This window comes from Bartonella sp. AA78NXGY (assembly GCF_042197005.1).
Lineage (GTDB): Bacteria > Pseudomonadota > Alphaproteobacteria > Rhizobiales > Rhizobiaceae > Bartonella.
In genome coordinates this window covers 1-13873 of the sequence record NZ_JBHIRI010000008.1, presented here as the reverse complement: position 1 = coordinate 13873, position 13873 = coordinate 1, and the positions used below count along the sequence as shown (strand labels likewise).

The window sequence follows — 13873 nt, the reverse complement described above, 5'->3', positions numbered from 1 at the left end:
GCCAAAAGGTTTTTGATATATTTAATTATAATTTCATAATAGTGGATGTACTTTATTTTTATGTGCAAGAAAGCTGATTGATTGTGTAAAATAGTATTCATAAAATTACATTATTCTTATCCTGTTAAGGACATTTTTTCTAGTGAGGGTTTTGCAATTGCAATGCTCTTTTTCTCATTCTAAATTTTGGTTAGAAAAAGCGTATAGAGGTGTTATTTTAAATTTAAGATATGCATCTTCCATTGTTGGTGTTACTGTTGTAAAAAATGATATTTTATTTGATACGCATAAGGTGTTACCAAGAAGATCGATGTATAGATAAAATTTAGATTGTTACAATATCTTGAAAAAACAATGGGTAAATAATTGATAATTGTGCTACGAAAGTTGTTAGATGGGTGTGTGTCAGCAATTCTTAATAAAAAAATTTTTCTTGATAGTTGGTTTTTTTCAAAATACTGCTCTTTTTATGCAAATCTTATGTTGGTAAGCTATGCAGTTTTCACGGGAACAGGATAATGCATTGAAGGCTGTTGCCGCGTGGTTGAAGGAAGGGCGTTCTCCTCTTTTTCGCCTTTTTGGCTATGCGGGGACGGGTAAGACGACGCTTGCGCGCTATTTTGCAGAGACAGTTGATGGTTCTGTTCAATTTGCTGCTTTTACAGGGAAGGCGGCGCAGGTTTTGCGTTCTAAAGGTGCAAGCAATGCTTGTACGATTCATTCGCTAATTTATTGTCCACGTGGTGAAGAGGAAGTTTCCGATGAAATAACAGGAAAAAAATCTATTGCTCCAACATTTACGTTAAATCGAAGAAGTGCTGCTGCACAAGCTAAACTCATTATTGTTGATGAGTGCTCGATGGTAGATGAAAAATTGGCCCGTGATTTAATGAGTTTTCGAACGCCAATTCTTGTTCTTGGTGATCCAGGTCAATTGCCTCCTATATCAGGTGGAGGCTTTTTTTCTAATGGAGAACCAGATTTTCTTCTTTCAGAAATTCATCGGCAAGCGCGAGATAATCCGATTATACGTCTTGCTATGGATGTACGTGAAGGACGCGATATTGCTTATGGTGACTATGGAGAAGCGCGCGTTGTGACACGTAAAGAGGTCAATCAACAATTGGTTTTGGATGCTGATCAGGTCTTGGTAGGGGTTAATCGTACACGCCACCTTTATAATCAGCGTTTGCGTGTGTTAAAGGGATTTACAGCAGATTATCCACAAGCGGGAGATAAGCTGGTGTGTTTGCGAAATGATCCGATTAAAGGTTTGTTGAATGGCTCTTTATGGAAGGTGATGACTTCACAGAAGGAGACCGTTAAACCAAGTATTAATCTTCTTGTGAAACCAGAAGAAAGTGAGCGTGGGGTAGCAAAGATTAAACTTTTAAAAGCAGCGTTTGAAAACCCTGATCAAGAAATTTCATGGCAATTAAAAAAGCGATATGATGATTTTGATTATGGGTATGCATTAACGGTTCATAAGGCGCAAGGTTCTCAATGGAATAATGTCGTTTTGTTTGATGAAAGTTTTGCATTTCGTGATATGTATGCGCGCTGGCTTTATACGGGAATTACCCGCGCAGCAGAACGTTTAACGATTGTTCGATAGAAAAAAGATGTGTATATCATCTAAGTTTCAGATGGAAAATGCCTTTTTTCTATCTTGTTACACACTATAAAAAAATGGAAATGGGCATGGCGGTAAAACTTTCGGTTAATCTTAATGCTGTTGCTGTTTTGCGTAATCGACGTAATCTTCCGTGGCCAAGTATAACGAATATTGGGCATATAGCGCTTGCTGCTGGAGCAGCAGGTTTGACGGTTCATCCGCGCCCTGATGAAAGGCATATTCGTTTTGCGGATTTACCAGATATATACTGTTTAATAAAGAACACTTTTCCTACTGCTGAGTTTAATATTGAAGGTTATCCCAGTGATCAATTTTTGGATATCGCTAAAAACTATGCGGATCAGATTACCCTTGTTCCTGATGATCCAGATCAGTCAACGTCTGATCATGGTTGGAATTTTGCTCATGATGCAGAATTTTTAGCACCTATTATTCAGAATTTAAAAAACAGAAAGATTCGTGTATCCCTTTTTGCTAATCCTACTGTCGATGGTCTTGATATTGCTAAAGCAATGGGCGCTGATCGTGTGGAATTTTACACGGGACCTTACGGTGGTGCATTTCAGGATAAAACAAAACAAGATCAAGAGCTCAATAAACTTGTTTTAGCAGCAAGAAGAGCAAAAGAATTGCAGTTAGGTATAAACGCAGGGCATGATCTGACACTTATGAATCTTCCTGCTCTTGTCAAAAATATTCCTTGGCTTGATGAAGTTTCTATTGGCCATGGGCTCATTGCTGATGCATTAGAGTATGGAATACATGAGACTGTTCAGCGTTTTATCCGGTTGTTATCGTAATCTTTTTCTCTCTATAAAAATTGGAAAAGAAATTTTTATAGAGGTTTGCCAATTTATCTTAAAAAACAATTTTATATATGTTGATATAAATAGCACTATTATCGTGCATTATAAATATTCTATTGTTCCTCTATTTATTGGTTGCTTTCTATCTTTTGTTTTTGAGTGCATGCGATGTTTTTTATTTGTACTATCCATTATGAGGAAGTTTTAAAATCTTCTTATTATAATTTCTTTGAATGGAGAAGAAGTAGGGTTTTGAAAGTATTTCCCTTATAAAGGAGTGCGTAGGATTTTAATGGATTAATACACAAATTTTCTTGATATTGGAGCTCATTTTTGGGTTATCTGTAAATAGTATAACGTAAAATCTCCTTATGAATAAGCTTAATGCAATAGGAGCTGTTAAATAGAATGATGATATCGACTTGTAGCTTTATGAAGTAAAGAGAGTGATGTGCAATAAATCTTACACTATTATAGGGAATTCTTGAAAAGGGCTTGAGCATATTAAAATTTTTTTATAAGGCGCCATAAATGGATAACATAATAGCCGTATGGGGGCTTCTTCGTGTGAGAGGCGTGGATATTAAAAGAACGTAAAAAGTAAAAACATCCTCTCTATTATTCTAAAGATATTGTTGTATATGCTTTTGAAGGTTGTATTAAAACAATACTTGTTATTTTGTAATTTTTCTTGCTATCCGTATTGATTTGGTTCATGTTAAAGATTGTATGTTGTATCTTAATTTTTAGAATATAGCGTTGTTGCACGATAAAAGAGTAGAATATTAGCTAAATTTTCTTTAGAAATCTTATTTTGTGTAATTATTGTTTTTGTAGAATAGCAGTTGAAGTTTATTTGGGGATCCGTATATGTTTTAGGAATGTTTGGGGACTACAGTTTTTTCTATGCAATATGTAAACTTTAAAATTATTCAATTGCTGTGTTCTTATAAGCGTTTTTTTTGTCTTTATAAGTGTGTGATGCACTGTAGATAATGTTTCTTATTGAATAAAAATAATCTGAAATCCAGTTTAAATAGAGAAAGAAGGAATTTTTTATGCGTGTTTATTATGATCGTGATGCGGATGTTAATCTCATTAAAGGGAAAAAAGTAGCCATTGTTGGTTATGGTTCTCAAGGGCGTGCGCACGCTTTAAACTTGAAAGATTCTGGTGTTAAAAATGTGCAAATAGCTTTGCGTTCAGGGTCGGAAACAGTTAAAAAAGCCATGGCTGATGGTTTTGAAGTGGTGAGTGTTGCTGAAGCAGCAAAATGGGCAGATCTCATCATGATGGCAACACCAGATGAATTGCAAGCTGATATTTATAAGGAACATATTCATGATCATTTACACGATGGGGCAGCGATTGCTTTTGCGCATGGTTTGAGCATTCATTTTGGCTTGATTGAACCTAAAAAAAACGTTGATATTGTGATGATTGCTCCTAAAGGTCCAGGGCATACAGTTCGTCATGAATACCAACGGGGTTGTGGTGTTCCTTGCTTAATAGCGGTGGCGCAAGATGCTTCAGGGCATGCACATAATGTAGCATTATCTTATGCATGTGGACTTGGTGGTGGACGTGCTGGGGTGATTGAAACAACATTTAAAGAAGAGTGCGAAACTGATCTTTTTGGTGAACAAGCGGTTCTTTGTGGTGGTCTTGTTGAATTGATTCGAGCAGGTTATGAAACATTAACACAAGCAGGTTATGCGCCGGAAATGGCTTATTTTGAGTGTTTGCATGAGGTTAAACTGATTGTTGATCTCATGTATGAAGGGGGCATTGCAAATATGAATTATTCGATTTCTAATACAGCTGAATGGGGTGAATATATGTCTGGTCCACGTGTGATTACGGATGAAACCAGAGCAGAAATGAAACGTATATTGAAAGATATTCAAACGGGTAAATTTACATCGAATTGGATTCAAGAATATAAAGCTGGTGCTGCTCATTTTAAAAGTATGCGGCGTTTAAATGATAATCATCCTATTGAAGAAGTTGGTAAAAAACTTCGTTCTATGATGCCTTGGATAAAATCGAATGCTTTGGTTGATAAAGAGCGTAATTGAAGATTCTACAGAGATATTTTGTCAATAGCTTTTATAATTTTATAGATAAATATCAAAAAAAGGGTAACTTTAGTTACCCTTTTTTATATGTTTTTGGAAACATAAGCTTTATTTTTTAATTTTTTGCATAATTCTTTTTCCCAAAAAGAAAGTATACAATTCCTAAAAATATGAACCATGCTGGAGTGTATTTTAAAGCTATGGCAGTGTCAGCTTCTAATGACAATAAATAGATAATGAATGCAAAGAAAACAAGAAGCGCCCAACACATAACAACACCTCCTGGCATTTTATAAGGAGAGACAGTATGCTGGAGAGGACGATTGCGGCGATAGACGATATAGCTGATCAAAATGATAGACCATACAAATATAAACAAAGTTGCGGCAATTGTCGTAACAATTGTAAAAGCAGCTATGAGTGTTTGAGATAACGATACAACGGCATAACCAAATAAGATGCATATACATGAAAAGAATAATGCGTTGGCTGGAACGTGGTTACGAGAAAGTTTTCCTAAAAATTTAGGAGCACCTTTTTGTGTTGCTAGCCCATATATCATACGGCTGGTAGAAAAAATTCCACTATTTGCTGAAGATGCGGCAGCTGTGAGGACAACAAAGTTCATCAAACCTGCAGCAGTTGGGATACCAATAAGTGCATACATTGTTACAAATGGGCTTTTTTCTGGACTGATTTGATCCCACGGCGTCACAGACATAATCACAAGAAGAGAGAATATATAAAAGAATACAATGCGGATTGGTATTGAATTAACAGCCTGTGGTAAAGCTTTTTGAGGCTCTTTTACTTCAGCAGCAGCTGTTCCAGCGAGTTCAATGCCAACAAAAGCAAAAATAACAATTTGAAATCCAGCAAAAAAGCCTGTAATTCCTCGCGGAAAAATATTCCCACCGTTCCATATATGGCTAAGAGAAGCAACCGTACCGTTTGGAGAGACAAAACCGGTAAAGATCATATAAAATCCTACAACGATTAGGACTAGAATTGCTACGATTTTGATAAAACCAAACCAAAACTCAAGTTCGCCAAATAGTTTTACGGCGACGAGGTTAAGAATTAAAAAGGACATAAGACCAATTATAACAGGAATCCACGGATTGAGCTCAGGCCACCAAAAGTGTGTATAAGTGACAATAGCAATAATTTCAGCAGTTCCAGTGACAATCCAACACAACCAATATGTCCAGCCGATAAAGAATCCGGCACATGGCCCTAGAAGATCGGTTGAGAAGTCAATAAAAGATCGGTATTGTGTATTAGAAAGCAATAACTCTCCCATAGCACGCATGACAAAGTATAGAGCACAACCAATAATTGCATAAACGAGTAGAATTGAGGGGCCTGCTACACTGATTGTTTTTCCTGATCCCATGAAGAGACCTGTTCCAATCGCTCCACCAAGGGCTATAAGTTGTATGTGTCGGTTATGTAGTCCACGTTGCAATTTCTTCTTAGGTTTTTTTTCTAAATTTTGTTTGTTCATTTTTGGGGAGTTCTCCTTAGTTATTTTTAAATAAAAATTACCCTAAAAAAGGTAATTCCTTCTATCGGAACACGCTATGGTTAAGGAGTAAAGGAATTTTTTTCTATGACTATATGTGAATAAAGCAAAAACATTATTAATTAATGGAATAATTATTTTATATATAAGAAAAAAAAGATAAATTGTATTATATTTTTTTGATTTTTTATGTTTTATACATAATTAATATATATAATATAATTTATATTATATATTATTATATGTATATAAATAATAATTTATATTTTATGTATATTTATTTATAGTAAATTTTTATATAAATATATTTATATTTAAAATTATTTATTTATAGATATTGTTATCTATATAAAAATATAAATAAAATTGTAAATTTATTAAATATAAAACTTTGTATATAAATAAAATAAGTTTAAATAGTTAAACTATTATTTAAAACATTAAAAAATATATTTAAAATTTACATTTAAGTATTAATATTTAAAATTTATTACAAATAGAAAAATATTTTCATAGAATCTTTTTTTATTGCAGATAGCTATTAAGATATATTCTGTTTAGAGCTATATTTTTAATTTTGATAAAAAATTGAATATAAATTTTTTGGGGGGAAAGTTTTAGATAAATCTCATGTTTTATTAGTAAACAATGTCAGTGAAGTTTATAGAGAATTTTTTATAGAATAGCTCGTTTCTTATCCTATTGTGCAGTAAAATACTGTTGTGTAGAGTAGTGATATAAAGCATATAACATTTTACGCATTAAGTATTTTTAGAATGGGTGGTGAGTGTTCAGGGCAGGGCTAGCCCATAGAGCCTTATGTAGGTGAACCATATAAATGATCAGCAGCATTCCCCCCTTAATAAGCCGGATTGTTTACAAACCGGTGCTGGTAGGAATCGTCGTTTTTTGATGTTTGGGAGGAGGTTAAGTAGAAAAAGGGTAACTAAAATTACCCTTTTTTGAGATGTTTTTATGTATAGACTTTATTTGTTACCTTGAGTTATTTTTTTCTTTACAAACATAAAATACATTATACCTAAGAAAACAAACCAGAATATACTATATTTTAAGGCTAGTAGAGTATCAGCTTCTAATGTCAACAAATAGAGCATGAAAACAAAGAAAACTAAAATTATCCCACACATGATAACACCTCCTGGCATTTTATAAATGGATTCAGCGTGTAGATGAGGGCGATTGCGACGATACACAATATAGCTAATCAAAATTACAGACCATACGAATAAAAATGCAATAGCTGAAATGCTTGTCACAATTGTAAAAGCACTTATGAGGCTTGGAGAGAGTGAGGCAATTGTATACCCTATTAAAATACATAAACAGGAAAAGAATAGAGCATTGGCTGGAACATGGTATCTGGAAAGTTTACCTAAAATTGGAGGGGCACCTTTTTGTGTTGCAAGTCCATATATCATACGGCTGGTAGAAAAAATACCACTATTTGCTGAAGAGGCAGCTGAGGTGATAACGACAAAGTTTACCAAGCCAGCAGCTATCGGAATGCCTGCAAGCCAAAACATCGAGACAAAGGGGCTTTTATCTGGAACAATTTGATCCCAAGGTGTGACAGACATAATTACAGCGAGAGAAAAAATGTAAAAGAGTACAATACGGACCGGTATTGCATTAATTGCTTTGGGGAGCACTTTTTTAGGTTCTTTTACTTCAGCAGCGGTTGTTCCAGCAATTTCTATACCAACAAAAGAAAAAATAGCAATTTGAAATCCAGCAAAAAAACCTGTCATTCCTCGCGGAAAGATATTTCCATCGTTCCATACGTGATTGAGAGAAGCAACCGTACCATTGGGAGAGGTAAAGCCCGTAACGATCATATAAAATCCCACAACAATTAATGCTAAAATTGCGACGACTTTGATAAGACCAAACCAGAATTCAAGTTCACCGAATAGTTTTACGGCAAAGAGGTTAAAGATTAAAAAGACACTAATGCAGGTAAAAACGGTAAACCATGGATTGAGTGTTGGCCACCAAAAGTTCATATAAGTGATGATGGCAATAATGTCAGCAGCTCCAGTTACAACCCAGCTCAACCAATAGCTCCAGCCAACAAAGAAAGCGATTCCCGGTCCTAGCATATCGGTTGAAAAATCAATAAGAGATCGGTATTGTGAATTAGAAAGCAACAATTCTCCCATAGCACGCATGACAAAGTATAGAGCAAAACCGATAATAGCATAAACGAGTATGATGGAAGGACCTGCTACACTAATTGTTTTTCCTGCCCCCATGAAGAGACCTGTTCCAATAGCACCACCAATGGCTATAAGTTGTACATGTCGGTTGTGTAGTCCACGCTGTAACTTATTCTGAGAATTATCTTTTAAATTTTGTTTGTAGCTCATTTTTTGGGGGTTCCCTTTAATTATTTTGAGATTAAATTACACTAAAAAAGCATTATTTTGTATCGAAGCATGATATAAATGAGGTGTAAAGGAAAAAAACGTTTTTTATGATTTTGTGTGGATAAAGAAAAGAATATGTTTTAGGAATATGCTTTTGAAAAAAGAGAATGTTGTCCTCTTAAATAACGTAACAGATATTTGAATGGGGAGCTTTTTATTGTTATGAATAACAAATTAATTGTTCATTAAAAGACGTGGGGCTTTTAAAATTATTTCAGAAAGTTGTCAGGAGTTTTTATAATTTTTTGAAACTTATTATTTGTAATCAGTGCATTATTTATTATTATTCATAATGGTGAGAGTTTACTTTTTGCTCAAATAGCACTCGAGAGTTCTCATCTTAGTTTAAGAAACAATTTTTAATGGAAAATTAAAATGATTTTTAAATCATTTTTTTGTTTGTATGGTGCTATCATAAATCAAAAAGTTACTTTTGTTTCATAAGCGAAAAGAGGAATATCATAGCTTATTTTTTTAAAGTGATGAATAAGGATTTTGTTTAGATATTGGTAACATTTTATAAAATATTGCGAGAAACTCACATTGTTTACACAAACGCCCTTGAGAGTATGATAAAGAAATGCAACGTAATTCAGTTATATAAAGAAAAAAAGAACTGGGGATTGTATAAGCTCTGTTAGAGATTGAGCTATTCATAGTGAGAGACAGAATCAGGAAAAGATTGCTCTATTAACTTTACAATTTGTTATCAAAGATAAAACTATCCAAAGAAAATGAAAAAAGAAAACAGAGATAAAACTGTTCCTGTCGCAATGTTAATCGAGCCTTTTACCCGCTGCTTTTTTAAGGCGGTACTGGCAAATGATATAAAAATGGTCATTAAAGTAAACCATGCAAAGATGTTGAAAGAATGTATTGTGACAAGTTCAAAACCTTTTTTAATGCTACCTCCAGAAGCTAAGAATTTTGGAAAAGCTGCTATATAAAATATAGATACTTTGGGGTTTAGTATTTGTGTCAGAAAACCGTCCATATAGCTGGTTAAAAGCTTTGTTTCACTCGTAGCATGCTTTTCATTCGTTGAACTTCTTTCTTTTGAATTTAAGCTGTGTATTCCAGATTTAATTGATTTAAAGCCCATGTATAATAAATAGCTGCCACCCATGAGTTTTACTAAAAAAAACAGCGTTTTGTTGTTGAGAATGAGCGCTGATACACCTAGGTGTGGAAAATGCCCCATGCACATATGTTGCTGTACACAATCCTAAAACGTTTACAAATGCGTTCTTTCTTCCCAATCTCGTTGCATTATCGATGATAAGGGCCATATTCGGCTCCGGTGAGATGACTAAAAAAAATGAAACAATGAAAAAGGTCAGTATTTGATGATTCATTTTACTTTTAGCTCTGAAATTAATTGATTTTCGAGATACAATTCTATTCTGTCAAACTGAGAAAGTTTTCCTACACCCTGTGGAGTGCCTGTGTATATGAGATCACCACGTCTTAGCTGAATGTAGTGACTTAAAAATGAGATTATCTTCTCAAAGTTAAAGATCATATTTTTCGTATTGCCAACTTGTCTTGTTTCGCCATTTAACTTCATTGCAAAGGTTATTGGGTTGTTTATTTTTTCCTTGTTTATGAAGTCAGAGACGTATGCGGCGCCTTTAAATCCTTTCGATAAAAGCCAAGGAAGCTTTTTTTCTTTCAGTTTTGTTTGCAAATCCCGCGCTGTGAGATCAAGACCTATTGCTACGGCATCATAGCATTCTTCTGCTTCTTCCTCCATGATCATGAAAGCGTCCTTTGAGATTTTGAGTACAATTTCGGTTTCAAAATGTATTTCTTTGGAAAAATTAGGGAGATAAATTTCATTGCCTAAAACGAGTGAACTTTTTGGCTTGCTAAAGATAACGGGTTCATCTTCAACAACATTACCTAGTTCATGAACATGTTCAACATAATTGTATCCAACACAGTAGATGTCATTTATCATAGGGCGCCCTCCAAATTTTTCATTTTCTCTTTGTATAGGCAAGAGAGAACTTTGCAAACAACATTTTTTCTTATATCGCGTTGTGCGGTTTCTGAAAAAGAAGCATTATGTGGGTTGATGATTAACCATGATGACAGTTCTTCGCATTATCCTCTTTTGAAGAGTGCCCAATCTTATAGTCTTTGAGATTATTTTAATTTTGATTGCCAATTTCCCGAAATTACTTTATTATTTAAAGAGTGATTTTGCTCGTCTACGCAGCGATCAGTAGGGGTTGAAAGCCCTAAAGTTCGATCATAAATGAGCCCACTCTGTGGGTGTCTCGGAATTATGGGATATTTTTCTATGTCTAGGTGCGGTGAGCACTAAAAGCAAAAAATCTGACTCGAACTCAGTATTTTCAGGCTCTCGGAATACTAATGCGAGGGTGCTCGCACCCAGCGGGGGACTTGAAAGTGAAAAGCAAAAAGCCACATTTTAACGACATTTCTATAGGCAAAAAATCGCTTTCAAAAAAAATGCTGGGAATGTCGTAAAAGCAATTAGGGCACCAATTAGGGATAACTTTTCAACAAATCCAAAAGTATGAGAAAGTCTGTGATGGTTAAAAAGAAGCAGACCGTGGCAAACTTATTATGGCATTTGGAACGGAGAAGATTTTTACCAGCTTTAAGATAGCACAACAAATATCCGGAACTGGAGAGCGTGTTTTGTTTCTCGTGCCTTTTCTGGCTTTGATGTCATAAACAATAAGAGAATGGACACGCTATACAGAAGTGCCGTTTCGTTCCTTTGCGGTGTATTCTGATACATAAGTTGGCAAGCGTCGTAAAACAAAGATGCTGTTGTCGAACTCGATGTCTCAGATCTTGGCTCTATCAGCTACCAACTGATGTTCAAAAGCTTTGAAAAAAACAAATAAAGTCTTAGCGAATGCAATGACCGTGGTGTTGGCTACTTACCAATTAATCCAAGTTATTGCGGATGCGCAAGAGAAATACGGTTTATCAGAATTTGATCTGATCATTTGTGAAGCGGTGCAGGTTAAGGCAGATAAGGTAGAACCTTTGGTTGTAGAAGCCAAAGAAGTAGCTGAGACTGCGAAGATAACAGCGGAAGAAGCGATGAATGTTGCGGAGCAAGCAAAAGAAGAGGCTGATACGACAAAGCAAGGGCTTGGAGAGGTCAAGAGTTCATTAGACACGGTGACAGCAACGACAAATTCTGCGAATACAGCCGCCTCTGAGGCAAAAGTGTTAGCGGAAGAAGCGAAGAGTGTATTGACAGAAGTTCAAGAGAAGGCACAGAGGAACAGTGACAGTCTTTCTGAATTTCCAGGTAAGGTAGGTTCTCTTGCCACTAGTTATTTAGAGGATGTGCGTTTTCATCAACCTGACAGAATTCTGGAAGTCGATTCGAAAAATAGAAAAGGTCTTGTGATCAATGAAGGGGCATGTTTTCGCTTTTATCATGGTGGAGAGAATGGGGATAGGTCCATCTTTTACAGCGTTCCAGGGCGTGGAAGGATGACTTTTGACGAAGATCTTGAAGCAGGAAAGGATTATTATATATATCTCATCTTAAAAGATCAGACGAATGAGCTATGCTTTGAGCTTTCGCAAAATCCGACGGCTCCTGATGGCTATACAAAGGATAATTCTGAAAAGATCGGTGGATTTCATACGCTATGTGCGGATGTTGGTGAGATTGAAGGTCATCTCTTATCGGGTTACCAAGCGGGGGATGTTTTGCCCAATTCTGTTTGGTGTTTAAATCACTGTCCGAGGACTGATCCAGAGGGAATGGTTTACGATCCGTGGAAGAATATTTGGGTTGATATTTATCTTCAATCAGGGACAGATGCAAATGTAAAGTTGGCATATGGTGTTCCGATTACGACCAATCGTAGCTATGCGGATCATGCATTTGATTTTTGGTCTGTTAATAAGAGATTTTTGACGAGTGATGAGTTTTCGCCATGCATGTATGGAAGTAATCAAGCAACCAGTATTGTCGGCAATCAAGCGCCTTCTCTTAAGACGTCTGGAGGACACGTTGATACAAACAATAGACGGATGATTTCGCATATCGGTTGTGAGGATGGTTGCGGTTATGTTTGGCAATATTTGTCTGGTTGTTATCCAGTGACTAAATGGCATACAGGGGAGCAAGGAAGCAGTTTACGTGTAGACATAAATGTTATGTTGGAAGGAGGCGATTGGACTGGTGGCTCTAACAATGATCATCTTGTACGGAATTTTGCGCATTCTCGTTATGTAGAAGATGAAAAAATAGGCGCCCGTGGATGTAGCGAGCCACTTTATTATAATTAACGCGAGATTGATTAGAACATCATTTTATCCAGCCCCACTTTTGTGGGGCTTTTTTTATGGAGCGTCAGATGAGAAAGATATCGAAAGAAGGATAGGCACTTCATCTTGAAGTTTTAAAATCAAAGCTTTTTCTACTAAACTCATGATGTCAACCAGAGCAGTACAATCTTATCACTCATATTTTCATGTCTAGAAAATTGAGATAATGCCATCCATAAATCGCATAAGAAGTTAGAATCTACCTTCATTGCACACCTCCGTGGACTTGTTCTCTCAAACATGCCGCCAATCCTTTAGGTGTGATTTTTGTTGAAGGCAGCACCTTTTCTGTTCCATCCGATTTTTGAATGGTGATGGCAGAACAGTCCATGAATCCTTTGTTGATTTTATCCTGATTAAGGTAACAATGGACCACGTCGATACACCCAATCATTTTTACGTAAGTAATCTATTAAATCCTTTGGTCTTATCTCCAACATCTTCGCGGCTTCAATCAAACCAAACAAACCATCAGAGCGTTTTAAGCCTTCTAAAGCTTTTGCTTTTGGTGCTAATTCTGAAATAACATGGTTTTTCTGCTTAATTTGATTTTGTAGATGATTTAAGGCGCCAAGTAATACCTCGGGTTTGGAGTAATCAATTTGTGGAATAGCTACTTGTCTTTCCAACTCTTTCCAACGGTCAATTATCTTTGCTCGTAAGGCAGTGCTGTAACTAGAAACAAGAATTAAGCATTCACGCTTTGGCAGGTTATAACAGGGCGGCTTTCACTTTTGTTATCAAGGTAGTGCCCACCAAAATCAACCTCCTCAAATTTGAGGGCGTTAAGTTCTTCAAGCGTTTTCTTGATGTCACGCATAATATTGTCATGCCTTTTGCCACATAATTCAGTAATTTTAATAATGGTATTCATAAAGAATTCTTAGATGTTAGACGTTCCTTAATGACATTCTAAAAGAGTGCTGGGCACTAAGAAACACGGCATCTAGTCCGTCGTTACGCCTTTCCCCGAAGGGTATTGTATAGCATAACTACACCCGACAAAGTTATTATATGCGCCTAACATACAATGAGTCAAAGTCTTTAAT

9 protein-coding genes and 2 pseudogenes are annotated in these 13873 nt (G+C 35.7%); 5 read left to right on the top strand and 6 right to left on the bottom strand.

The window, feature by feature from the left end; all coding sequences use genetic code 11:
• The first annotated feature begins 493 nt into the window (after nt 1-493).
• From ACFINL_RS05725 to ilvC, 3 genes are all read left to right on the top strand, one after another.
• On the top strand, nt 494-1615 hold the full coding sequence (locus ACFINL_RS05725) for an ATP-dependent RecD-like DNA helicase (RefSeq protein WP_375612026.1): 1122 nt from the start codon (nt 494-496) through the stop codon (nt 1613-1615).
• A gap of 86 nt (nt 1616-1701) precedes the next feature.
• Complete coding sequence (locus tag ACFINL_RS05720) at nt 1702-2436, top strand: pyridoxine 5'-phosphate synthase (protein ID WP_375613393.1); 735 nt, start codon at nt 1702-1704, stop codon at nt 2434-2436.
• 1064 nt (nt 2437-3500) lie between these two features.
• On the top strand, nt 3501-4520 hold the full coding sequence (gene ilvC, locus ACFINL_RS05715) for a ketol-acid reductoisomerase (protein ID WP_375612028.1): 1020 nt from the start codon (nt 3501-3503) through the stop codon (nt 4518-4520).
• Between the two features lie 115 nt (nt 4521-4635).
• Here ilvC and ACFINL_RS05710 read toward each other — a convergent pair whose 3' ends face one another.
• From ACFINL_RS05710 to ACFINL_RS05695, 4 genes are all read right to left on the bottom strand, one after another.
• Nucleotides 4636-6027: an amino acid permease gene (locus ACFINL_RS05710; protein WP_375612029.1), complete on the bottom strand. Its 1392-nt coding sequence runs from the start codon at nt 6025-6027 to the stop codon at nt 4636-4638.
• 1004 nt (nt 6028-7031) lie between these two features.
• Entirely contained in the window at nt 7032-8432 is a 1401-nt protein-coding gene (locus tag ACFINL_RS05705; protein ID WP_375612030.1) for an amino acid permease, read from the bottom strand.
• A 781-nt stretch (nt 8433-9213) separates the two neighbouring features.
• Nucleotides 9214-9693, bottom strand: coding sequence for a LysE family translocator (locus tag ACFINL_RS05700; RefSeq protein ID WP_375612031.1), 480 nt, complete (start codon nt 9691-9693; stop codon nt 9214-9216).
• A gap of 150 nt (nt 9694-9843) precedes the next feature.
• Entirely contained in the window at nt 9844-10452 is a 609-nt protein-coding gene (locus ACFINL_RS05695) for a fumarylacetoacetate hydrolase family protein (protein WP_375612032.1), read from the bottom strand.
• Nucleotides 10453-11045: 593 nt separating this feature from the next.
• Here ACFINL_RS05695 and ACFINL_RS05690 point away from each other — a divergent pair.
• A pseudogene (locus ACFINL_RS05690) lies at nt 11046-11486 on the top strand (DEAD/DEAH box helicase family protein); the annotation flags it as partial.
• Between the two features lie 90 nt (nt 11487-11576).
• Complete coding sequence (locus tag ACFINL_RS05685) at nt 11577-12785, top strand: hypothetical protein (RefSeq protein ID WP_375651050.1); 1209 nt, start codon at nt 11577-11579, stop codon at nt 12783-12785.
• A gap of 244 nt (nt 12786-13029) precedes the next feature.
• On the opposite strand, the pseudogene ACFINL_RS05680 reads toward ACFINL_RS05685, so the two are convergent.
• Together ACFINL_RS05680 and ACFINL_RS05675 are read right to left on the bottom strand one after the other, a co-directional pair.
• Nucleotides 13030-13459: pseudogene (locus tag ACFINL_RS05680) on the bottom strand (phage antirepressor KilAC domain-containing protein); the annotation flags it as partial.
• A 53-nt stretch (nt 13460-13512) separates the two neighbouring features.
• Nucleotides 13513-13698 carry a hypothetical protein gene (locus tag ACFINL_RS05675; protein ID WP_375612034.1) on the bottom strand — a complete coding sequence of 62 codons (186 nt, stop codon included), beginning with the start codon at nt 13696-13698 and terminating at the stop codon, nt 13513-13515.
• Nucleotides 13699-13873: the final 175 nt, after the last annotated feature.

Excerpts from the sequence above, each read along its gene's own strand:
- ACFINL_RS05725 (WP_375612026.1), top strand. The coding sequence starts at position 494 with ATGCAGTTTTCACGGGAACAGGATAATGCATTGAAGGCTGTTGCCGCG.
- ACFINL_RS05720 (WP_375613393.1), top strand. The coding sequence starts at position 1,702 with ATGGCGGTAAAACTTTCGGTTAATCTTAATGCTGTTGCTGTTTTGCGT.
- ilvC (WP_375612028.1), top strand. The coding sequence starts at position 3,501 with ATGCGTGTTTATTATGATCGTGATGCGGATGTTAATCTCATTAAAGGG.
- ACFINL_RS05710 (WP_375612029.1), bottom strand. The coding sequence starts at position 6,027 with ATGAACAAACAAAATTTAGAAAAAAAACCTAAGAAGAAATTGCAACGT.
- ACFINL_RS05705 (WP_375612030.1), bottom strand. The coding sequence starts at position 8,432 with ATGAGCTACAAACAAAATTTAAAAGATAATTCTCAGAATAAGTTACAG.
- ACFINL_RS05700 (WP_375612031.1), bottom strand. The coding sequence starts at position 9,693 with ATGGGGCATTTTCCACACCTAGGTGTATCAGCGCTCATTCTCAACAAC.
- ACFINL_RS05695 (WP_375612032.1), bottom strand. The coding sequence starts at position 10,452 with ATGATAAATGACATCTACTGTGTTGGATACAATTATGTTGAACATGTT.
- ACFINL_RS05685 (WP_375651050.1), top strand. The coding sequence starts at position 11,577 with ATGAATGTTGCGGAGCAAGCAAAAGAAGAGGCTGATACGACAAAGCAA.
- ACFINL_RS05675 (WP_375612034.1), bottom strand. The coding sequence starts at position 13,698 with ATGAATACCATTATTAAAATTACTGAATTATGTGGCAAAAGGCATGAC.